Raw genomic sequence first — 22740 nt, 5'->3', positions numbered from 1 at the left:
ATGACATCGCACGCGATGCATCCGGCGCGCCTGCACCCAGCGCGAAAAGCCTGTTTCTCATGCCCCTGAAGCGTGCATGCAGCGCGCCTTCCAAGCCATTCGTTAGTTAGTGCAAATCCCAATGATTGCGCTGCATCATTGGCGCGACAATGGCCCCGGATCAAGTGATGCTCGGGGCCACTCGTGCGCACTTTGTGCGGACGCAACAGCGCTGTACGAAGCGAAGCAGTACCGGAATGGAGACACCGTCCGGTGCGCGCGGATCAAAAAAACAAGGCGCAGACCCACCCGCTGTCTAGCGCTTCACTTCGCATGGAAGGGGACATGATTCTCGGCGACACCATTCTGGAAACGCGAGGGCTCACCAAGGAGTTCAAAGGCTTCACGGCCGTGAATGACGTGAACCTGCGCGTGCGCCGGGGTTCGATCCACGCGCTGATCGGACCGAACGGCGCGGGCAAGACCACCTGCTTCAATCTCCTCACCAAATTTCTCGATCCCACTGCGGGCCAGATCGTTTTCAACGGCGTCGACATCACGCGCGAGCGTCCCGCGCATATTGCACGGCGCGGCGTCATCCGCTCGTTCCAGATCTCGGCGGTGTTCCCGCATCTCTCGGTGCTGCAGAACGTGCGCATCGGCTTGCAGCGGCAGCTGGGCACGTCGTTTCATTTCTGGCGCAGCGAACGTTCGCTCGACCAGCTCAATGACCGCGCCATGGACCTGCTCACGCAAGTCGGCCTCACCGATTTCGCCGACACGAAGACCGTCGAGCTGTCCTATGGCCGCAAGCGCGCGCTGGAGATCGCGACCACGCTGTCGATGGAGCCAGAGCTCATGCTGCTCGACGAACCGACGCAAGGCATGGGCCACGAAGATGTCGACCGCGTGACGGCGCTGATCAAGAAGGTGTCGGCGGGCCGCACCATCCTGATGGTCGAGCACAACATGAACGTGATCGCCGGCATCTCCGACACCATCACCGTGCTCAAGCAGGGCGAAGTGCTCGCCGAAGGCAGCTACGCGGAAGTGTCGAAGAATCCGCTCGTGATGGAAGCCTACATGGGCAGCGCCGATGCGGCGCTCACCGGAGCGCATGCATGAGTACGATCGTGGAAGAACGCCGCTCGCTCAACGCGAACGGCGGGGCCAGCAACGTGCCGGCGCTGGAAATCGCGGGCTTGCAGGCGTGGTATGGCGAGTCGCACATCCTGCACGGCGTGGACCTCAAGGTGAACCGCGGCGAAGTGGTCACGCTCCTCGGTCGCAACGGCGCGGGCCGCACCACCACGTTCCGGGCCATCATGGGTTTGACCGGGCGGCGCACGGGTTCGATCCGCGTGAGCGGACACGAGACCATCGGCCTGCCTACACACAAGATCGCGCATTACGGGGTCGGCTATTGTCCGGAGGAGCGCGGCATATTCTCGAGTTTGTCCTGCGAAGAGAACCTGCTGTTGCCGCCGCTGATCGGCGACCCGAAGGACGCGATGTCGCTCGACGAACTCTATTCGATGTTCCCCAACCTGAAGGAGCGCCGCGCCAGCCAGGGCACGCGTCTTTCGGGCGGCGAGCAGCAGATGCTGGCCGTCGCGCGCATCCTGCGCACCGGCGCGAACCTGCTGCTGCTCGATGAAATCTCGGAAGGCCTCGCGCCGGTCATCGTGCAGACACTCGCGCGCATGATCCTCATGCTCAAGTCGCGCGGCTACACCATCGTCATGGTCGAACAGAATTTTCGTTTCGCGGCGCCGCTCGCGGACCGCTTCTACGTGATGGAGCACGGCAATATCGTCGAGCATTTCGGCGCGGGGGAACTCGAAGCGAAGATGCCGGTGCTGCACGAACTGCTCGGCGTGTAATCAGGCGCCGGCGTGCCGCACCGGAATGGAAAGGGCATCACCAGTAACACCGCATCAAATCAAAAACTCATGGAGACTGGAATGAAAAAGAAGACCCTCGCGCGCCTCTCTACGTTGTGCTTTGCGGCTGCGGCGGCGAGTGTGGCGGTGATGAGCAGCAGCGCCTACGCCGCCGACGGCAACACCGTGAAGATCGGCTTCGTCACCGACATGTCGGGCCTCTATGCGGACATCGACGGACAAGGCGGCCTCGAAGCGATCCGCATGGCCATCGCGGATTTCGGCGGCAAGGTGAACGGCAAGCCGATCGAACTGGTGTATGCGGACCATCAGAACAAGGCGGATATCGCTGCATCGCGCGTGCGTGAGTGGATCGACCGCGACGGCGTGAATGCGATCATCGGCGGCACGAATTCGGCCACGGCGCTCTCCAGCGCACAGGTCACGGCCGAAAAGAAGATTCCGTACATCAACATCGGCGCGGGTGCGGACAACCTGACCAACGAGCAGTGCTCGCCCTACACGGTTCACTACGCCTACGACACGATGGCGCTCGCCAAAGGCACCGGTTCCGCGGTGACCAAGCAGGGCGGCAAGACGTGGTACTTCCTGACGGCGGACTATGCATTCGGCAAGGCGCTCGAGAAGAACACCGCGGACGTCGTGAAGGCGAGCGGCGGCCAGGTGCTGGGCGAAGTGCGCCATCCGCTGTCGGCGTCGGACTTCTCGTCGTTCCTGCTGCAGGCGCAGGGTTCGAAGGCGCAGGTGCTCGGCCTCGCCAACGCGGGCGGCGACACGGTCAATTCCATCAAGGCGGCGAAGGAATTCGGCGTCACCAAGTCGATGAAGATCGCCGCGCTGCTGATCTTCCTGTCCGACATCCACTCGCTGGGCCTGGAAACCACGCAGGGTCTGGTGGCGACGGACAGCTGGTACTGGAACAAGGACGACAAGACGCGCGCCTGGGCCAAGCGCTATTTCGACAAGATGAAGAAGATGCCGGGCAGCCTGCAGGCGGCGGACTATTCGGCGACCACGAGCTATCTGAAGGCCGTGCAGGCGGCGGGCACGACCGACAGCGACAAGGTCATGGAACAGCTGAAGAAGATGAAGATCGACGACTTCTACGCGAAGGGCTACGTTCGCGAAGACGGCGCGATGATCCACGACATGTATCTGATGGAAGTGAAGAAGCCGTCGGAGTCGAAGGAACCGTGGGATTACTACAAGATCACCGCCACGATTCCGGGCGACCAGGCATTCGGCACGAAGGCGGAATCGCGCTGCAAGCTCTGGAAGTAAGCATTCGGCAGTGATTCAGCGCGTTCGCGCGGCGGGCGTCCGGTGAGGACCTCCGCCGCTGCAACCGCGTCAACACGTTTCTGACGGCAGGTTCAATGGAAATTTTCGGCATTCCACTCGCCGCAATGCTGAGCCAGCTGTTGCTGGGGCTGGTGAACGGCTCGTTCTACGCGATCCTGAGCCTGGGTCTCGCGGTGATCTTCGGCTTGCTCAACGTCATCAACTTCGCGCACGGCGCGCTGTTCATGCTGGGCGCGATGCTCGCGTGGATGGGCTACGCGTACTTCAACATTCCCTACTGGGCGATGCTCGTGCTCGCGCCGGTCATCGTCGGGCTGTTCGGCATGGTCATCGAGCGCTCGATGCTGCGCTGGCTCTACAAGCTCGACCATCTCTACGGGCTGTTGCTCACCTTCGGCCTGACGCTCGTGGTCGAGGGCGTGTTCCGCTCCATCTATGGCTCGTCGGGCCAGCCTTACGACGTGCCCTCGCTGCTGTCCGGCGCGACCAACCTCGGCTTCATGTTCCTGCCGAACTATCGTGCGTGGGTCGTGGTGGCGTCGCTGGCGGTGTGCTTCGCGACGTGGTTCGTGATCGAGAAGACGCGCCTGGGCGCCTATTTGCGCGCGGGCACGGAAAACCCCAAGCTGGTCGAGGCGTTCGGCGTCAACGTGCCGCTGATGATCACGCTGACCTACGGTTTCGGCGTGGCGCTCGCGGCCTTTGCCGGCGTGCTGGCCGCGCCCGTGATCCAGGTGTCGCCGCTGATGGGGCAGTCGATGATCATCACCGTGTTCGCGGTCGTCGTGATCGGCGGCATGGGCTCGATCATGGGCTCGATCCTCACGGGTCTGCTGCTCGGCGTGATCGAGGGCTTCACGCGCGTGTTCTATCCGGAAGCGTCCGCGACGGTCGTCTTCGTCATCATGGCGATCGTGTTGATGATTCGCCCGGCAGGACTCTTCGGCAAGGAAAAATGATGCAGAGAAAAGCGCTCTACGGCCTGTTGCTGATCGGCCTGATCGTGGCGCCGTTCGTCGGCGTGTATCCGCTGTTCATGATGAAGGTGCTGTGTTTCGCGCTGTTCGCCGCGGCCTTCAACCTGCTGATCGGCTATACCGGCTTGCTCTCGTTCGGCCACGCGATGTTTCTCGCGACCGCCGGTTACGTCGCCGGCTATTCGATCCAGACCATCGGCCTGACGCCGGAACTCGGCGTGATCGCGGGCACGGCGGCGGCGACGCTGCTCGGGCTGGTCGCCGGCCTGCTGGCGATCCGCCGCCAGGGCATCTACTTCGCGATGGTCACGCTCGCGCTCGCGCAGATGGTGTACTTCGTGTTCCTGCAGGCGCCCTTCACGCACGGCGAAGACGGCTTGCAGGGCGTGCCGCGCGGCAAGCTGTTCAACATGATCGATCTCGGCAGCGACATCACGCTCTATTACGTCGTGCTGGTCGTGATGCTGCTCGCGTTCGCGCTGATCGTGCGCATCGTGCATTCGCCGTTCGGCGAAGTGCTGATCGCGATCAAGGAGAACGAGCCGCGCGCGGTGTCGCTGGGCTACGATACGTCGCGCTACAAGCTGCTGGCCTTCGTGCTGTCGGCGGGACTCGCGGGGCTGGCGGGCGCCACCAAGACGCTCGTGCTCGGTTTCGAGACGCTCGGCGACGCCTACTGGACCATGTCCGGCCTGGTCGTGCTGATGACGCTTGTCGGCGGCATGAGCACGATGTTCGGGCCGCTGCTCGGCGCCGCGATCATCGTCGCGCTGGAGGACCGGCTCGGCGACATCGGCGGCGGTCTCGCGCGGCTGACCGGCATGACGTGGTTCAACTCGCTCGGCGAATCCGTGACCATCGTGACCGGCGTCATCTTCATTGCCTGCGTGCTGGCGTTCCGGCGCGGCATTGTCGGGGAGATCGTCGCGCGGGTTCGTCCGCTGCAAGGCTGAAACACGCGGATTCACGCACCGAGGTGTTTTTATTGCAAGAAATACGCCCCTTCCGGGTGCTTTCATGCACCACTAGGGTAAATGCTAGGTTGTCGTGCACTGTTGCGTTCTTTAACATTCGGTCTAGTTCTGTTGCACCCAGATTTTTGAGGTGGAGAACGAGGAGACATGAGGCACGAAGTGCCCGACCGAAAAGCGCTGTTGGATGAGTCCAACAGCGCTTTTTTTATTGCCCGCTGATTATGTGATTAAATTCGGCGGGCGATTTTGAACGGGGTTTTCCCTGAGGCTTCCCAGCTTGCGCGAGGTAATTGCGCAAGGCCTTGAAAAACAATGCGAAAAGCCGCACGGGAGAGCCTTCAAAACGCTTGCTGCGCAGCGCATGCCTCGCTAAACTGCATTTCCCGACCCGCTGGTCGGGAATTCGCGGCGAGCGCAATTCAGGGGCATTTTCGCGAGCAGTTCATCACGAAGAAACACGAATTACGGGGCGCATATCAATGAAGTTGGCTTCACGCATCAACGCGGTCGCAATGGCCGTTGTCGGGTTTTCGGCGGTATTCAGCACTCAGGTTTGGGCGGACGTGAAAGTCGGCGTGACGGTCTCGGCGACCGGTCCGGCCGCGTCGCTCGGCATTCCGGAAAAGAACACCATTGCCTTGCTGCCGAAGGAAGTCGCTGGTCAGAAGATCCAGTACATCGTGCTCGATGACGCCACGGACTCCACCCAGGCCGTGAAGAACGCGCGCAAGCTGACGAGCGAAGATCATGTCGATGCACTGGTTGGCTCCACTGTGGTGCCCAACTCGCTTGCAATGATCGACATCGCCGCCGAAACGCAAACGCCGATGATCTCGATGGCCGCCGCCGCGAGCATCGTCGAACCGATGGATGCGAAAAAGGCGTGGGTCTTCAAGACGCCGCAGAACGACATCCTGATGGCCACCGCCATCGCGCAGCACATGTCGAATCATGGCGTGAAGACGGTGGCGTTCATCGGCTTCAGCGACGCCTATGGCGAAAGCTGGTTCAAGGAATTCTCGAAGGCCGCCGACCTCGCGAAGATCAAGGTCGTCGCGAACGAGCGCTTCGCGCGCAACGATGCATCGGTCACGGGCCAGGTGCTCAAGATGATGTCGCAGAACCCGGATGCCGTGCTGATCGCGGGTGCGGGCACGCCGGCCGCGCTGCCGCAGAAGACGCTCAAGGAGCGGGGCTACAAGGGCAAGCTCTATCAGACGCACGGCGTCGCGAACAACGACTTCCTGCGCGTGTGCGGCAAGGATTGCGAAGGCACCTTCCTGCCGGCGGGTCCGCTCCTGGTTGCAGAGCAACTGCCGGACAGCAACCCGGTGAAGCAGGCCGCGCTGACCTACAAGAAGGCCTATGAAGGCGCGTATGGCGCGGGTTCGGTTTCGACTTTCGGCGGTCACGCGTGGGACGCAGGCCTCATTCTCCAGCGCGCCATTCCGCTTGCGCTGAAGAAGGGGCAGCCGGGCACGCCGGCGTTCCGAGAAGCGCTGCGCGCCGCTATCGAAGAGACGAAGAATCTGCCGGCCTCGCACGGCATCTTCAACATGAGCGCGAACGATCACTCCGGACTCGACCAGCGCGCTCGCGTGATGGTCGAGATCGTCGGCGGCAAGTGGAAGCTCTCGGGCAACTGACGGAATCGTATGTGAACTGATTCGGAAACCAAGGCGCGTCGAAGCAGAACGCGCCTTTTTTCTGTGTGGTGCAGTTGGCGGGAAGCGACGAGAAGAAGAGGGCGGAGAGCCTCGCAGGCTGCTCACGAGCAGTCCGGCAACGCGTCGTGCAACGGTCAGGGAAAACCACCCTTGGCACGCAGTATCGCGGTAAATAGATTGGGGCGGCCCTTTGCATGGCCTGGCTCGATTGGCCCACAAGAGGCGGCATCGATAACAACTCGCAGCAGCGCACCGCTGGGGTGCGTGTTGGCAAAACGAGCACGTCGCGTTTGGAGACAGCAATGAAAACGAAGAAGGCATGGATCAGGACGAGCATGGCGCTCGCGCTTGCGGGCGGCGCGCTGCTCGGCACGGGTGCGGCATATGCCCAGGTGAAGATCGGCGTGACGCTCTCGGCGACGGGCCCGGCGGCATCGCTTGGGATTCCCGAGAAAAATACCGTCGCGCTGTTGCCGAAGGAAATCGCCGGCAAGTCGGTCGAGTGGATCGTGCTCGACGACGGCTCGGACACGAGCCGCGCCGTGCAGAACACGCGCAAGCTGATCGACGAGGATCATGTGGATGCGATCGTCGGCTCGACCGTGACGCCGAATTCGCTCGCGATGATCGACCCCGCCGCGTCCGGCAAGACGCCGATGATCTCGATGGCCGCATCGGCCGCGATCATCGCGCCGATGGACGCCAAGAAAGCGTGGGTCTTCAAGACGCCGCAGAACGATGCCTTGATGGCCGATGCGATCGCCAGCTACATGGAGAAGCACGGCGTGAAGACGGTGGGTTTCATCGGCTTCGCGGATGCCTACGGCGACGGCTGGTACAACGTCTTCAACACGGCCGCGGCGGCGCACAAGCTGAAGATCGTCACGAACGAACGGTATAACCGCACGGACACGTCGGTGACCGGACAGGTATTGAAGACGATGGGCGCCAATCCGGACGCGGTGCTGATCGCCGGGGCGGGCACACCTTCGGCGCTGCCGGCCAAGGCGCTCAAGGAGCGCGGCTACAAGGGCAAGGTCTATCAGACGCACGGCGTGGCCAACAACGACTTCCTGCGCGTGTGCGGCAAGGATTGCGAGGGCGAGATCCTGCCCGCGGGCCCGGTGCTGGTGACCGAGCAGTTGCCGGCGAGCAATCCGGTGAAGAAGTCCTCGGCGGCGTACAAGGACGCGTATGAGAAGGCCTATGGCGCGGGGTCGCTGTCGACCTTCGGCGGCCATGCATGGGATGCTGGCCAGATGCTTCAGCGGGCCATTCCCGAGGCGCTCAAGAAAGGCCAGCCGGGCACGCCGGAATTCCGCGAGGCGCTGCGCGCTGCGCTGGAAAACCTGAAGGACCTGCCGGTCGCGCACGGCATCATGAACACGACCCCGACCGATCACAACGGCTTCGACGATCGCGCGCGCGTGATGGTGCAGATCGTCGACGGGAAGTGGAAGTTGCTGAACGACTAAGCCGCGCGTCGCGCGTCTTAATTTCGAGATGACGGGGCGGCGCACCGGCAACGGCGCGCCGCTTCGAGCATGCAAGGCCGCCGATTCCGGTGCGCCTGTCTCACGAGAAGCTTTGAAGAGGAAGTATGGACTTATCGATTGCGGCGATTCTCGCGCAGGACGGGATCACCACAGGCGCGATCTACGCGTTGCTGGCGTTGGCGCTGGTGCTCGTGTTCTCGGTGACACGGGTCATTTTCATACCGCAGGGCGAGTTCGTCGCGTACGGCGCGCTGACGCTCGCGGCCCTGCAGACACAGAAGCTGCCAGCGACCTGCTATCTGCTCATTGCAATGGGCGTGGGCTGCTTCCTCGCCGAAAGTGCCGGCATCGTGCGTCATCCCACGCGATATCACCAGATCGGCCGCTTGCTGGCCGTGCTGGCGGGCAAGTATCTGCTGTTTCCGGTGGCCGTGTGGGCGCTGACCCAGGCGGTCGCCTCTCAGACATTGCCGATGATCGCGCAGATCGCGCTGACGCTTCTGATCGTCGTGCCGATGGGGCCGTTCGTCTATCGCCTCGCCTATGAGCCGATCGCCGAGGCGAGCACGCTGCTGCTGCTGATCGTTGCCGTAGCCGTGCATTTCGCGATGGTGGGGCTCGGGCTCGTCATGTTCGGCGCGGAAGGTTCGCGCACGACAGCCTTCTCCGATGCCAACTTCAATCTCGGCAGCGTGTCGATCTCCGGGCAAAGCCTGTGGGTGGTCGGCACGGCGGTCGTGCTGATCGTCGCGCTGTACTTCTATTTCGACCGCTCGATTTCCGGCAAGGCGCTCCGTGCGACGTCGGTGAATCGTCTGGGCGCGCGGCTGGTCGGCATCGGCACGACGCAGGCGGGGCGGCTCGCCTTCACGCTCGCCGCGGGCCTCGGCGCGCTGTGCGGCGTGCTGGTCGCGCCCATCACGACGATCTACTACGACTCGGGCTTCCTGATCGGCCTGAAGGGCTTCGTGGGGGCGATTGTCGGCGGTCTGGTGAGTTATCCGCTCGCGGCGGCGGGGTCGCTGCTCGTGGGGCTGCTCGAATCGTATTCGTCGTTCTGGGCGAGTGCCTATAAGGAAGTGATCGTCTTCACCCTGATCATTCCGGTGTTGCTGTGGCGGAGCCTGGCAACGCCGCATACGGATGAGGACGAGGAGTAAGCGGATGAAATTCCTGAAACGATATCGATTCTTCTGGGTGTTCCTGCTGGTGGTCTTCGCGCTGCCGGTGCTGCCGGGACCGGTCGCCGTGCCGGAATACTGGATCACGCTGCTGAACTACATCGGGCTCTATTCGATCGTTGCGATCGGGCTCGTGCTGCTGACGGGGATCGGCGGCATGACGAGCTTCGGGCAGGCCGCGTTCGTGGGCGTCGGGGCCTATGCAACGGCTTTCCTGACGACGCAGTACGGCGTCTCGCCGTGGCTCGCGCTGATTGCAGGCGTCGTGCTGACCGCCTTCATCGCGCTGTTGCTCGGGCTGATCACCATGCGTCTCTCGGGCCACTTCCTGCCGCTTGGCACGATTGCCTGGGGCCTGTCGCTGTTCTATCTGTTCGGCAACATGGAGTTGCTCGGCAAGTACGACGGCATCAACGGCATCCCGGTGTTGAGCGTCTTCGGATGGCAGCTCGAATCGGGCAGGAGCATTTACTACCTGATCTGGGTGGTCGTGCTGCTGGCGGTGATCTCGGTTCAGAACCTTCTGAACAGCCGGCCGGGACGCGCCATTCGCGCGCTGCGCGGGGGCGGCACCATGGCCGAAGCAATGGGCGTGAACACCGCGTGGATGCGGGTCACCATCTTCATCTATGCGGCGGTCCTGGCGGCGATTTCCGGCTTCCTGTACGCGCATTTGCAGCGCGCCGTCAATCCGACGCCGTTCGGCCTGAATCACGGCATCGAATTCCTGTTCATGGCGGTGGTGGGCGGGGTATCGCATGTCTGGGGTGCGATTCTCGGCGCCACGATCCTCACCGTTCTGCAGGACTATTTGCAAACCTGGCTGCCCAAGCTGATCGGCGCGAACGGGAACTTCGAGATCATCGTGTTCGGCGTCGTGATGGTGCTGCTGCTTCAATACGCGCGCCAGGGCGTATGGCCGTTCGTCGCGCGACTTTTTCCGCGCGGGCCTAGCGCGCATGTTCCAGAGCACGGAGAAGCTTTGCCGCAGCGCAGCAAACCGGCGACGGGCGAACGGCTGCTGGTCGTCGAAAAGGCGCGCAAGCAGTTCGGCGGACTCGTCGCCGTCAACGATGTGAGCTTCGAAGTCAAGGCAGGCGAGATCATCGGTCTGATCGGTCCGAATGGCGCGGGCAAATCGACGACGTTCAATCTCGTCACCGGTGTATTGCAGGCAACCAGCGGCGCAATCAGTTTTCACGGCGAACGCATCGAGAAGCTCACGTCGCGCGAGATCGTCAAGCGAGGCATCGGGCGGACGTTCCAGCACGTCAAGATGCTGCCTGGCATGACCGTGCTGGAAAACGTGGCGATCGGCGCGCATCTCCGCGGCACTACCGGCGTGTGGCGCAGCATCGTTCGCCTTAACGCGGCCGAGGAAGCCCGATTGATGGCGGAAGCGGCCAGGCAGATCCGGCGTGTCGGGCTCGAGAAGCATATTTATAGCGAGGCAGGAAGTCTGGCGCTTGGCCAGCAGCGGATTCTGGAAATCGCGCGGGCGCTTTGCTGTGATCCGACTTTGCTATTGCTCGATGAACCCGCCGCTGGTTTGCGCTATCAGGAGAAGCAACAACTGGCCGAGCTGCTTCGCAAGCTGCGGGCGGAAGGCATGAGCATTCTTCTGGTCGAACACGACATGGATTTCGTGATGAATCTGACGGATCGACTCGTCGTGATGGAATTCGGTACGAAGATCGCGGAAGGATTGCCATTCGACGTACAGAAGGATCCTGCGGTGCTGGAAGCGTATTTGGGTGGGGTGGAATGATGTCGCAGGTTACGAATCCGATTCTGCTGGTGGATGGCTTGTCGGTGAGATACGGCAAGGTCGAAGCATTGCACGACGGCAAGCTCACGGTCGGCGCCGGTCAGATCGTGTCGGTGATCGGCCCGAACGGCGCCGGCAAGTCGACTCTGCTGAATGCCATCATGGGCGCGTTGCCGTCGTCGGGGCATGCCAAGGGCTCGGTGCGATATCTCGGCGAAGAGGTGTCGGCGCTGGCAATCGAACGACGGGTATCGCGAGGCATGTGTCTCGTGCCGGAAAAACGCGAGCTGTTTGCCACGATGGCCGTGGAAGACAATTTGATTCTCGGTGCGTACCGGCGCAAGCGTGCTGGCGAGCGAAACTTTCTGGATCAGATCGATGAGGTATACCGCTTGTTTCCGCGTCTCAAGGAACGGCGAAAGCAGGCGGCAGGAACATTGTCGGGCGGCGAGCGCCAGATGCTGGCAGTAGGGCGGGCGCTGATGGGCAAGCCGCAGTTGCTGATGCTTGACGAACCCAGCCTCGGTCTCGCTCCGCTGATCGTTAAAGAGATTTTCCACATCATCAGCGCATTGCGACAGAGTGGCGTTGCCACGCTGCTGATCGAACAAAATGCCCGCGCGGCTCTGCAGATTTCGGATTATGGCTACGTACTGGAAACGGGAGAGTTTGCACTGGAAGGGAAGGCGGATGACCTGCAGCATGATCCGCAGGTAATCGAAACCTATCTAGGTCTCTCCAAGAAAATGGCCTAGTTTCTCTCGTTCTTTGTGGCATCAAAAAGGTGTGTTTCACGTGAAACACGCCTTTTTTTCGTTCATCGAATCCGAGGCGAAGTCGGCGCGAAGAAGAAACCGTTATAATTCAAGGCTGTTCTCTCTTCAGGATCGTGTCGTTCGCACACGAGATCCCAATGCTTTATCCCACTGAATATGACGTGATCGTCGTTGGCGGCGGTCATGCGGGCACTGAGGCGGCACTCGCCTCCGCACGCATGGGCTGCAAGACTCTCCTCCTGACGCACAATATCGAGACGCTTGGCCAGATGAGCTGCAATCCGTCGATTGGCGGGATCGGCAAGGGTCACCTGGTGAAGGAAGTCGATGCGCTCGGCGGCGCCATGGCAGCCGCGACGGACGAGTCGGGCATCCAGTTCCGCATCCTCAATTCCTCGAAGGGCCCGGCGGTCCGCGCCACGCGGGCGCAGGCCGATCGGCTGCTCTACAAGCAGGCGATACGTCATCGGCTGGAGAATCAGCCGAATCTGTGGCTGTTTCAGCAGGCAGTGGAAGATCTGATGGTGGAGGGCGATCGCGTGGTCGGGGCAGTGACGCAGGTGGGACTGCGTTTCCGCTCGCGGGCGGTCGTCCTGACGGCTGGCACTTTCCTCGACGGAAAGATCCATGTCGGGTTGAACAATTACGTCGGCGGCCGCGCAGGCGATCCCGCTGCCGTCTCGCTTTCTGCGCGTCTCAAGGAGCTGAAGCTCCCGCAGGGCCGGCTCAAAACCGGTACGCCGCCGCGAATCGACGGCCGGACGATCGATTTCTCGCAGCTTGAGGAACAACCGGGCGATCTCGATCCCATTCCGGTGTTCTCGTTCCTTGGCCGTGTAGAGCAGCATCCCCGCCAAGTGCCGTGCTGGGTGACCCATACGAACGCACAGACGCATGACATCATCCGGTCGGGCCTGGATCGTTCGCCGATGTACACCGGCGTCATCGAGGGGGTAGGGCCGCGCTATTGTCCGTCGATCGAAGACAAGATCCATCGGTTTGCATCGAAGGACGCGCATCAGATCTTTCTTGAGCCGGAAGGGCTCACGACCAATGAGTTTTATCCGAACGGAATCTCTACCAGCCTGCCATTCGACATCCAGCTGGAGCTCGTTCGCTCGATGCGTGGCCTCGAGCACGCGCATATTCTCCGCCCCGGCTATGCGATCGAATATGACTATTTCGATCCGCGCGCGTTGAAGGCATCGCTCGAAACCAAGGCGATCAATGGGCTGTTTTTCGCCGGGCAGATCAACGGCACCACGGGTTATGAAGAGGCGGCAGCTCAAGGACTTCTGGCTGGGATCAATGCCGGGCTGCAAGTCCAAGGAAAGGATGCGTGGTCGCCGCGCCGCGATCAGGCCTATCTTGGTGTTTTGGTCGACGATCTGGTGACACGCGGCGTCTCGGAGCCGTATCGGATGTTCACCAGCCGTGCGGAATATCGTCTTTCGCTGCGTGAAGACAATGCAGACATGCGCTTGACGGAAGCCGGTCGGGAGTTGGGCGTCATCGATGATGCGCGCTGGGACGCGTTCAGCCGGAAGCGTGATGCTGTTTCACGTGAAACACAGCGTCTGCGTGTGACGTGGGTTAATCCTAAAACGCTGCCGGCTGAAGAAGCGACAGCCCTGCTCGGCAAGCCGATCGACCACGAATATAGTCTGGCAGACCTGTTGCGTAGGCCGGAAGTGTCCTACGACGCCATTTGCGGCCTGCGCAACGGCGAATGCGGACCGGAAACCGAACTCTCGGACGATCCCGTGCTACTGGCGCAGATCAAGGAACAAATCGAGATTGGCGTGAAGTATCAGGGCTACATCGAGCGCCAGGCCGACGAAATCATGCGCAACGGCGCGCAGGAAAATACTCGTTTGCCGGAGGCGCTCGACTACAACGAAGTCCGCGGCCTGTCGTTCGAAGCGCGCCAGAAGCTCATGCAGCATCGGCCGGAGACTATCGGACAGGCTTCGCGCATTTCGGGAATCACGCCGGCCGCGATCTCCTTGCTGATGGTTCACCTCAAGCGCGGCGCTGGCCGTCGGGGTCGGAATTCGGCGGAAGACTCATCCTCGGCAGGCAACGCGACGGCGGCTCAATGACGGAACGCCCATCCTCGCTCGCGACGACCCTGGACAAGGGCGCCGCCGAACTCCCTCTCTCGCTTTCTCCTGAGCAAAAACAGCAGCTGCTCGACTATGTCGCGTTGCTCACCAAGTGGAACGCCGTCTACAACCTGACGGCCATCCGCGATCCTGAGCAGATGATGATTCAGCATATTCTGGATTCGCTCGCCATCGTGCCGATGGTGTCTGCCCGCCATCCGTCGACGGTGCTCGATGTCGGCTCGGGTGGAGGACTGCCGGGCGTCGTGCTGGCGATCACCTTGCCGGACATTCGTGTGACATTGAACGACATCGTCCATAAAAAGACCGCCTTTCAGTCCCAAGTCAAGGCTCAGTTGAGTCTCGGCAATCTGTCCGTCGTGACGGGACGCGTCGAAGCGCTGCGTCCGGGAATCGAAGTACCAGAAAAATTCGATGTAATCGTGTCTCGCGCATTCGCAGAGCTCTCCGATTTCGTTACACTTTCGCGTCATCTGGTCGAAGTCGATGGGCGCATTCTCGCGATGAAAGGCATCAAGCCCGATGCCGAAGTCGCACGTCTCCCGGCGGGCGCAACGGTGCTCGGCGTGGAGCGTCTGAAAGTGCCGATGCTCGACGCCGAGCGACATCTGATCGAAATAGCCGTCGCAGCAGAATGACGGTTCGCCGCGCCGTTCGATCCGGCATTCCAGGCACGCTGATCTTCTGACAGCCGAATAACGAGGACACTAAACGATGGCAAAAATCTTCTGCGTCGCAAATCAGAAGGGCGGCGTTGGAAAGACCACGACAGCGGTCAACCTCGCGGCGAGCCTCGGCGGGCTCGGACAACGCGTACTGCTGATCGACCTTGATCCGCAGGGCAACGCGACCATGGGCAGCGGCATCGACAAGGCAACCTGCGAGAACACCGTGTATGAAGTGCTCGTCGATGGCGTGGCCGTGCGGGACGCCCGCGTGCGTCCCGGTGCAGTGAACTACGACGTGGTGCCGGCCAATCGCGAGCTGGCGGGCGCGGAAGTCGAACTGGTCGAGATGGAAAATCGTGAGCGCATCCTGCGCACCGCGATTGCCGAGGTAGTCGATGACTATGACTTTGTCCTGATCGATTGCCCCCCGGCGCTGTCGCTGCTGACGCTCAACGCGTTGTGCGCGGCGCACGGCGTCGTCATTCCGATGCAGTGCGAGTATTTCGCGCTGGAAGGGCTGTCCGACCTCGTGAACACGATCAAGCAGGTCCATGCCAATCTCAACCGCGAGCTGACGGTCATCGGCCTGCTGCGCGTGATGTTCGATCCGCGGATCACGCTGCAGCAACAGGTGTCGGACCAGCTGAAGGAGCACTTCGGCAGCAAGCTGTTCGATGTCGTCATCCCGCGTAACGTGCGTCTTGCCGAGGCGCCTAGCTACGGGCTGCCGGGCGTCGTGTTCGACAAGTCGTCGCGCGGCGCCCAGGCGTATATCCAGTTCGGCACGGAAATGATCGAGCGCGTGCGCGCGCTGAACTTGAACTGAGCAACACCCATTCGATGCGGCAGCGAACGCCGACGGAGGAACCGAAATGAGCGCTGTGATGAAGAAGAAGGGGTTGGGCCGGGGCCTGGATGCATTGCTCGGCGGCAGTGTCGACATCACCGAAGCCGTGCGCGGCGAGGGCACGCCCTCGGTGCTGGCGCTGGACAAGCTGCAGGCCGGCAAATACCAGCCGCGAACGCGCATGGACGAGGGCGCGCTCCAGGAGCTGGCCGCGAGCATCCGTGCCCAAGGGCTGATGCAACCCATTCTCGTGCGCTCGGTAGGCGACAACCGCTACGAAATCATTGCGGGCGAACGGCGGTTTCGGGCCGCACGGCTGGCCGGGCTCGACGAAGTGCCGGTGCTCGTGAAAAACGTGCCAGATCAGGCCGCAGCTGCGATGGCGCTGATCGAGAACATCCAGCGCGAGGACCTGAATCCGCTGGAAGAGGCGCAGGGCATCCAGCGTCTGCTCGATGAATTCCGTTTCACGCACGAACAGGCAGCGGAGTCGGTCGGCCGTTCGCGCAGCGCGGTTTCCAACCTGCTGCGCCTGCTCAACCTGGCGACGCCCGTCCAGACGATGCTCCTCGCCGGCGATCTCGACATGGGCCATGCCCGCGCGCTGCTGGCCGTGGACGCCGCCACGCAGATCCAGTTGGCTAATCATGTGGTCAACCGCCGGCTGTCGGTGCGTGAAACCGAACGTCTCGTCGCGGCGACGACCAAGGAAGCGCCGGCGACCAAAGCGCGTGTAGCTAACGATGGTGGCCGAGATACGCGCCGTCTGGAAGAAGAACTGTCTGATTTGTTGTCCGCGAACGTGAAGATCAAGGTCGGTGGAAGAGGGCGCGGCAAGGTCACGATCGACTTCGGCACGCTCGATTCACTCGAAGGCATCCTGAGCAAGCTGCGCGGCAGCATCGAATCGACCACACCGACTGCCTGACGACCGCGCATCGTGTCCCACGTCAACGTCAAGCGTACGCGGCCGGACTGGATCGGACGCATCTGGAGGACTGTCTCGAAGGAGCCGGTCCTCGCCATTCTGGTAATCGCGCTGGTCGTGCTGCAGGTCGTGCAGCCGCGGCCGTGGCCGTCCTTGCCTGGCCTCGTCGACTGGCAAACGGTCCTGACGCTCGCGGGTCTTCTGATCCTGACGAAGGCCATCGAATTATCAGGATTCCTGATGTGGGCGGCGCATCGGCTCGTGCATCACATCCACGGCGAGCGCACGCTTGCATTGCTGCTGGTTGCGCTCGCGGCGGGCCTGTCCACCGTGCTCACCAACGACGTCGCGCTCTTCGCAGTCGTGCCGCTCGCGCTGTCGCTGCACAAGCTCGCGCCCTTGTCGATCAAACGGCTGGTCATCGTGATCGCGCTCGCGGTGAATGCGGGATCGATTCTCACGCCGCTCGGCAATCCGCAAAATCTCTTCCTCTGGCAGACGAGCGGCGCCGCGTTCGGCGCCTTCGTCTGGACGATGCTGCCGCTGTGCGCGGCGTTGATGGTGTTGCTGGCCATCGTGACGTTCGCGATGTTCCGCGGCGCTCCGCTCGATCTGTCCAGCGACGTCGAAGAGCATCGGGTGGATCGCGTGCTGTGCGTGGTCAGTGCCGTGGCGTTCGCCGCATTCGTCTATCTCGCCGATGCCCATCATGTCGGACCGGCGCTCGCCGCCCTCGCTGCCGGATTCCTGATCTGGCGGCGTGAGGCAGTCTTCAAGATCGACTGGCTGCTGCTGCTCATCTTCGTGCTGATGTTCATCGTGTTGCGCAGTGCCGCTGCATTGCCCGTGATTCATCAGGCCATCGCGCATCTCGGCATCGACACGCCGGTGAGGGCGTACGCGGCGGGCGCCGTGCTCTCGCAGGGCATCAGCAACGTGCCGGCTGCGATCGTGCTCGCGGAATTCTCGAAGGACTGGCGTGCACTGACCTTCGGCGTGAGCGTGGGTGGATTCGGCATCGCGATCGGTTCACTGGCCAATCTGATCGCGGTCAGACTGTCTAATGAGAAGGGCATGTGGATGCCGTTTCATATCGTATCGATCCCGTTCTGGATCGTGGCGATGGTCATCGGATGGGTGCTTGTTTGAGGCTCGGAGACACCTCTGCCAGCACATGAGAATCTGCTTGCAATTGCAAGGAAAGTCTCGTTTTCGAGAACGTTTTCGGCATGCTTTTTCACTGCCTTTTGACACACCTAAACTATTGAATCCGTGACAACAATCGCTTACAATCGCCCGGATTTATCAGCTAGGCCACCTCGAAAGCGCCGCGAAAGCGCAGGGTGATTTCCCCGGACTTTTGGTTGAAGGTTTGAAGACGGTGCGAGAGAAAAATCGAGCGCCGGACGCGCATGCAACCGACGCTGCGCACGTCCCCGGAAATCAGCTGCACAGTACGTCGAGCGAGTCGTGGGACGCCGAAGCGCAAGATAACAATATCGTTCCGCTCACGCGGGATCAGGCAGAGAAGCTGTTTGGCCCGGAAGTGAGTCGTCCATCGCGTGTCACGCCGTTTCGGGTCGTGGCGGCGCAAATGGTTTTGTCCCTGGGTGCGACGCTGCTGTGGTGGCTGTTCTACAAGCCGCCGGGCGATGCTGCGCTGTCAGCCTTCCTGGGTGGAGCGATCTGCTGGGCGCCGAGTGCCTTGTTCGCCGCGCGCCTGAAAGCAAAGAGCGGCGCGGAGACGATCGCGAGCTGGATGATCGGCGAGGCGCTCAAGATGGGAGCGACGATTGCTATGTTCGTGGCGATCGCGTTCTGGTACAAGAGCGCGTTGTGGCTGCCGCTGCTCGTGACTTACATCATCGCTCTGAAGACTTACTGGGTTGCAATGGCGCTGCGGTGACATTCCATGACGTCCCAGGTAAGCGCCCGCAGCACCGATTGCAAGTAGCATCATGAATGAACAGGTGCGGAACAGTTTCCGCACTCGGGCCTCCCGCCCGGAGACGCGACGCGAAGCGGCGTTTCGACAGCGGCAGGCGGCGAAAGATTTTTGACAATTTGGGTGGCTTTAACGATATGGCAGCTAGCGAAGGAACGCACGCTCTGGATCCGTCCGAGTACATTGCGCACCACTTGCAGAATCTTTCCACGCATACGCAGACGTCGATCTTCGACATCCACGTCTGGAATCTCGACACGCTGTTCTGGTCGATCGTATGCGGTCTCCTCACCATCGTCATTCTCGGCCTCGCGGCACGCAAGGCGACCTCCGGCGTGCCGGGCCGCTTCCAGTGCGCCATCGAGATGCTGGTCGAGATGGTCGAAGACCAGTCGAAGTCGATGATCCACGGCAGCCGCCGCTTCATCGCTCCGCTCGCGCTGACCGTGTTCGTCTGGGTCGCCCTGATGAACTCCCTCGACTTCATCCCCGTTGACCTGCCGGGCCGTCTGATCGGCTGGCTCGGTCTCGAGCATGTCCTGCCGCACCATCGCATCGTGCCGACGGCCGACCTCAACGGCACCCTCGGCATCGCGCTCGGCGTGTTCGTGCTGATGATCTACTACAACTTCAAGATCAAGGGCGCAGGCGGCTTCGTTCACGAACTGCTGTCGGCTCCGTTCGGCGCGCATCCGCTGCTGTGGATTCCGAACCTCGCGCTGAACATCATCGAGTTCGTCGCCAAGACGGTTTCGCTCGGCATGCGGCTGTTCGGCAACATGTACGCCGGCGAACTGCTGTTCCTGCTGATCGCCCTTCTGGGCAGCATGTGGTCGTTCGGCGCGGATCTGTCGTTGCTCGGCTTCATCGGCCACGTGGTCGCGGGCACCGTCTGGGCGATCTTCCACATTCTGATCGTGCTGTTGCAGGCGTTCATTTTCATGATGCTGACGCTGGTGTATATCGGCCAGGCGCATGACTCGCACTAAAGCAGCCGCACGTTCCGGAAGCTTTCAGGTTTAGGTTTCACAAGTTTCAATTTTTATAAATCCAGTTCCAAAGTCTTTAATCAAAGGAGTGATCATGCAAGCTTTCATCGCCAACATCCAGGGTCTGACCGCCATCGGTATCGGCATCATCATCGGCCTGGGTGCAATCGGCGCCTGTATCGGTATCGGCCTGATGGGCGGCAAGTACATTGAAGCGTGCGCCCGCCAGCCGGAACTGATGAACCCGCTGCAGACCAAGATGTTCCTGCTGGCTGGTCTGATCGACGCGGCGTTCCTGATCGGCGTTGGTGTGGCAATGCTGTTTGCGTTCGCGAACCCGCTGCTCTCGAAGCTCGCAGGCTGAGGTTCCTCGGAAGTGTGCGTCTGACTCTTTCAAGACGCCAGAACGGAACGGGTGAGGCGCTGATCGAGCTCAACAAGCCGATGAGCGCCTTTTAACCGTATTCCCTCCGATCAAGCAACGTTTAAGGAAACACCGTGAATCTCAACGCAACCCTGTTTGCGCAAATGGTCGTGTTTCTGATCCTCGCGTGGTTCACGATGAAGTTCGTGTGGCCGCCGTTGATCAACGCCCTCGACGAGCGCTCGAAGAAGATTGCCGACGGCCTCGCCGCCGCCGACAAGGGCAAAGCGGAACTCGAAGCAGCGCACAAGCGCGTCGACCAGGAACTCGCGCAAGCACGCAACGACGGCCAGCAGCGCATTGCTGACGCCGAGAAGCGTGCTGCCGCCGTCGCAGAAGAAATCAAGGCGAATGCCCAGGCCGAAGCCGCGCGCATCGTCGCTCAAGCCAAGGCTGACGCCGACCAGCAGATCGTGAAGGCACGCGAGACGCTGCGTGCGGAAGTGGCTGCGCTGGCCGTCAAGGGCGCCGAGCAGATCCTGAAGCGCGAAGTCGACCAGAACGCACACGCCGCTCTGCTGAATCAACTCAAAACCGAGCTCTGATCATGGCCGAACTTGCAACCATCGCTCGTCCTTACGCAGAAGCGCTGTTCCGCGTGGCCGAAACCGGCGATCTCGCGGGCTGGTCCACCTTCGTCGAGGAGCTGGCACAGGTTGCGCGTCTGCCCGAAGTGGAATCGGTCGCGTCGAGCCCGAAGGTGAACCGTCAGCAAATCATCGATCTGCTGCTCGCCGCGGTGAAGTCGCCGCTCGCTCAAGGCAACGCTCAAGCGAAGAATTTCGTCGGCATGCTGGTCGAGAATCATCGCCTGCCGCTGCTGCCGGAAATCGCCGTCCAGTTCGACGAGCTGAAGAACGCCCGCGAAGGTGCGGCCGACGCGCTGATCGTGAGCGCGTTCCCCCTCGAAGGCGAACAATTGAACGACCTCGTCGCCAGTCTCGAACGCAAGTTTCAGCGCAAGCTGAAGCCGGTTGTCACGGTGGATCAGTCGCTGATCGGCGGCGTTCGCGTGACGGTCGGCGACGAAGTGCTCGATACCTCGGTCCGCGCGCGCCTCGCCCGCATGCAGACGGCTCTGACCGCTTAATTTGCGAATTAATGCGGCCAACCGTGTCTCTAGCGGGCACGCAACAGAATTGACTATCAGGAGCGAATAATGCAACTCAATCCCTCTGAGATCAGCGAGCTGATCAAGAGCCGGATCCAGGGCCTTGAAGCGAGCGCGGATGTTCGCAACCAGGGCACCGTGATCTCCGTGACCGACGGTATCGTGCGCATCCACGGCCTGTCGGACGTGATGCAGGGCGAAATGCTCGAATTCCCGGGCAACACCTTCGGCCTCGCGCTGAACCTCGAACGTGACTCGGTCGGCGCCGTTATTCTCGGCGAGTACGAGCACATCTCGGAAGGCGACATCGTCAAGACGACGGGCCGCATTCTCGAAGTGCCGGTCGGTCCGGAACTAATCGGCCGCGTGGTCGATGCGCTGGGCAACCCCATCGACGGCAAGGGTCCGATCAACGCAAAGAAGACCGACGCCATCGAAAAGATCGCGCCGGGCGTGATCTGGCGTAAGTCGGTGTCGCAGCCGGTGCAGACGGGCCTGAAGTCGATCGACGCCATGGTGCCGATCGGCCGCGGCCAGCGTGAGCTGATCATCGGCGACCGTCAGTGCGGCAAGACCGCGGTGGCCGTCGACGCGATCATCAACCAGAAGGGCAAGGACCTGTTCTGTATCTACGTCGCGATCGGCCAGAAGGCTTCGTCGATCATGAACGTGGTGCGCAAGCTCGAAGAAACCGGCGCGATGGAATACACCATCGTCGTGGCGGCTTCGGCTTCGGAATCGGCCGCGATGCAATACCTCGCGCCGTACGCCGGCTGCACGATGGGCGAATACTTCCGCGACCGCGGCCAGGACGCGCTGATCGTCTATGACGACTTGACCAAGCAAGCCTGGGCGTATCGCCAGATCTCGCTGCTGCTGCGCCGCCCGCCGGGCCGCGAAGCATATCCGGGTGACGTGTTCTATCTGCACTCGCGTCTGCTCGAGCGTGCGGCTCGCGTCTCGGAAGAGTACGTCGAGAAGTTCACCAACGGCGAAGTGAAGGGCAAGAGCGGTTCGCTGACGGCGCTGCCGGTCATCGAAACGCAAGCCGGCGACGTGACCGCGTTCGTTCCGACGAACGTGATCTCGATTACCGACGGCCAGATCTTCCTGGAAACCGACCTGTTCAACGCCGGTATCCGCCCCGCCATCAACGCGGGCGTGTCGGTGTCGCGCGTCGGTGGTGCAGCGCAGACGAAGGTCGTGAAGAAGCTGTCGGGCGGTATCCGTACCGACCTGGCGCAGTATCGTGAACTGGCTGCGTTCGCGCAGTTCGCGTCGGACCTCGACGAAGCCACCCGCAAGCAGCTGGAGCGCGGCCGCCGCGTGACGGAACTGCTGAAGCAGCCGCAGTATCAGCCGCTGCAAGTGTGGGAACTGGCTGTGTCGCTGTTCGCGGCGAACAATGGCTACCTGGACGACCTGGAAGTTTCGCAAGTGCTGCCGTTTGAAAAGGGCATGCGCGAATTCCTGAAGACCAGCCACGGCGATCTGATCAAGCGCATCGAAGACAACAAGGACTTGGCGAAGGACGACGAAGGCGCACTGCATGCCGCGCTGAAGGACTTCAAGAAGTCGGGCGCTTATTGATCGGGATAGAGAGGCAACGCGCGATGTTCAACAACATCGCGCGGCTTCGATCCGCGTTGCATGGGGCCCGAGTAAGCGCTAAAGCGCC

Annotated in this window: 21 protein-coding genes; all 21 read left to right on the top strand. The window is 61.8% G+C overall.

The genetic code is table 11. The annotated features are described in order from the left end of the window. Nucleotides 1-324: 324 nt before the first annotated feature. Nucleotides 325-1104: an ABC transporter ATP-binding protein gene (locus tag QCE83_RS13765; RefSeq protein ID WP_309810943.1), complete on the top strand. Its 780-nt coding sequence runs from the start codon at nt 325-327 to the stop codon at nt 1102-1104. Further along, the gene (locus QCE83_RS13760; protein ID WP_309810940.1) at nt 1101-1862 is read left to right on the top strand and encodes an ABC transporter ATP-binding protein; all 762 of its coding nucleotides are present in this window, start codon (nt 1101-1103) and stop codon (nt 1860-1862) included. The genes QCE83_RS13765 and QCE83_RS13760 overlap by 4 nt, the downstream gene beginning before the upstream one ends. An 81-nt stretch (nt 1863-1943) precedes the next feature. Further along, nucleotides 1944-3164 (top strand): ABC transporter substrate-binding protein, encoded by a 1221-nt coding sequence (locus QCE83_RS13755; protein WP_309810937.1) that lies wholly within the window; start codon nt 1944-1946, stop codon nt 3162-3164. A 95-nt stretch (nt 3165-3259) separates the two neighbouring features. Next, nucleotides 3260-4144 (top strand): branched-chain amino acid ABC transporter permease, encoded by an 885-nt coding sequence (locus QCE83_RS13750; protein ID WP_309810934.1) that lies wholly within the window; start codon nt 3260-3262, stop codon nt 4142-4144. Next, entirely contained in the window at nt 4144-5115 is a 972-nt protein-coding gene (locus QCE83_RS13745) for a branched-chain amino acid ABC transporter permease (RefSeq protein WP_309811755.1), read from the top strand. The genes QCE83_RS13750 and QCE83_RS13745 overlap by 1 nt, the downstream gene beginning before the upstream one ends. 500 nt (nt 5116-5615) lie before the next feature. Further along, a complete protein-coding gene (locus tag QCE83_RS13740) occupies nt 5616-6782 on the top strand; it encodes an ABC transporter substrate-binding protein (RefSeq protein WP_309810927.1) in 1167 nt (388 codons plus the stop codon). 323 nt (nt 6783-7105) lie between these two features. Continuing rightward, nucleotides 7106-8278 carry an ABC transporter substrate-binding protein gene (locus QCE83_RS13735; protein ID WP_309810925.1) on the top strand — a complete coding sequence of 391 codons (1173 nt, stop codon included), beginning with the start codon at nt 7106-7108 and terminating at the stop codon, nt 8276-8278. Between the two features lie 125 nt (nt 8279-8403). After that, nucleotides 8404-9459, top strand: coding sequence for a branched-chain amino acid ABC transporter permease (locus tag QCE83_RS13730; RefSeq protein ID WP_309810923.1), 1056 nt, complete (start codon nt 8404-8406; stop codon nt 9457-9459). Nucleotides 9460-9463: 4 nt separating this feature from the next. Continuing rightward, nucleotides 9464-11248, top strand: coding sequence for a branched-chain amino acid ABC transporter ATP-binding protein/permease (locus QCE83_RS13725; RefSeq protein ID WP_309810921.1), 1785 nt, complete (start codon nt 9464-9466; stop codon nt 11246-11248). Further along, entirely contained in the window at nt 11245-12003 is a 759-nt protein-coding gene (locus QCE83_RS13720; protein ID WP_404984647.1) for an ABC transporter ATP-binding protein, read from the top strand. The genes QCE83_RS13725 and QCE83_RS13720 overlap by 4 nt, the downstream gene beginning before the upstream one ends. A 158-nt stretch (nt 12004-12161) precedes the next feature. Further along, on the top strand, nt 12162-14126 hold the full coding sequence (mnmG, locus tag QCE83_RS13715; RefSeq protein WP_309810918.1) for a tRNA uridine-5-carboxymethylaminomethyl(34) synthesis enzyme MnmG: 1965 nt from the start codon (nt 12162-12164) through the stop codon (nt 14124-14126). Continuing rightward, nucleotides 14123-14788 carry a 16S rRNA (guanine(527)-N(7))-methyltransferase RsmG gene (rsmG, locus tag QCE83_RS13710; protein WP_309810914.1) on the top strand — a complete coding sequence of 222 codons (666 nt, stop codon included), beginning with the start codon at nt 14123-14125 and terminating at the stop codon, nt 14786-14788. Before mnmG ends, rsmG begins: the two co-directional genes overlap by 4 nt. 76 nt (nt 14789-14864) lie before the next feature. After that, nucleotides 14865-15644: a ParA family protein gene (locus QCE83_RS13705; protein WP_309810909.1), complete on the top strand. Its 780-nt coding sequence runs from the start codon at nt 14865-14867 to the stop codon at nt 15642-15644. Nucleotides 15645-15690: 46 nt separating this feature from the next. Beyond that, the gene (locus tag QCE83_RS13700; RefSeq protein ID WP_309810907.1) at nt 15691-16593 is read left to right on the top strand and encodes a ParB/RepB/Spo0J family partition protein; all 903 of its coding nucleotides are present in this window, start codon (nt 15691-15693) and stop codon (nt 16591-16593) included. 12 nt (nt 16594-16605) lie between these two features. Beyond that, the gene (locus QCE83_RS13695) at nt 16606-17742 is read left to right on the top strand and encodes an SLC13 family permease (RefSeq protein ID WP_404984644.1); all 1137 of its coding nucleotides are present in this window, start codon (nt 16606-16608) and stop codon (nt 17740-17742) included. 298 nt (nt 17743-18040) lie between these two features. Then, on the top strand, nt 18041-18499 hold the full coding sequence (locus QCE83_RS13690; RefSeq protein WP_404984779.1) for an ATP synthase subunit I: 459 nt from the start codon (nt 18041-18043) through the stop codon (nt 18497-18499). A 176-nt stretch (nt 18500-18675) separates the two neighbouring features. Beyond that, nucleotides 18676-19527 (top strand): F0F1 ATP synthase subunit A, encoded by an 852-nt coding sequence (gene atpB / locus QCE83_RS13685; RefSeq protein WP_309810900.1) that lies wholly within the window; start codon nt 18676-18678, stop codon nt 19525-19527. Nucleotides 19528-19621: 94 nt separating this feature from the next. Next, on the top strand, nt 19622-19891 hold the full coding sequence (gene atpE / locus QCE83_RS13680) for a F0F1 ATP synthase subunit C (protein ID WP_007180033.1): 270 nt from the start codon (nt 19622-19624) through the stop codon (nt 19889-19891). Between the two features lie 134 nt (nt 19892-20025). Continuing rightward, on the top strand, nt 20026-20496 hold the full coding sequence (locus tag QCE83_RS13675; protein WP_309810898.1) for a F0F1 ATP synthase subunit B: 471 nt from the start codon (nt 20026-20028) through the stop codon (nt 20494-20496). 2 nt (nt 20497-20498) lie between these two features. Beyond that, complete coding sequence (locus tag QCE83_RS13670) at nt 20499-21041, top strand: F0F1 ATP synthase subunit delta (RefSeq protein ID WP_309810895.1); 543 nt, start codon at nt 20499-20501, stop codon at nt 21039-21041. Between the two features lie 69 nt (nt 21042-21110). After that, nucleotides 21111-22652 (top strand): F0F1 ATP synthase subunit alpha, encoded by a 1542-nt coding sequence (atpA, locus tag QCE83_RS13665; protein ID WP_309810892.1) that lies wholly within the window; start codon nt 21111-21113, stop codon nt 22650-22652. The last annotated feature ends 88 nt before the right edge of the window (nt 22653-22740 follow it).

It is taken from the genome of Caballeronia sp. LZ034LL (genome assembly GCF_031451215.1).
Taxonomy (GTDB): Bacteria; Pseudomonadota; Gammaproteobacteria; order Burkholderiales; family Burkholderiaceae; genus Caballeronia.
This window is presented reverse-complemented; position numbering and strand designations above follow the sequence as displayed.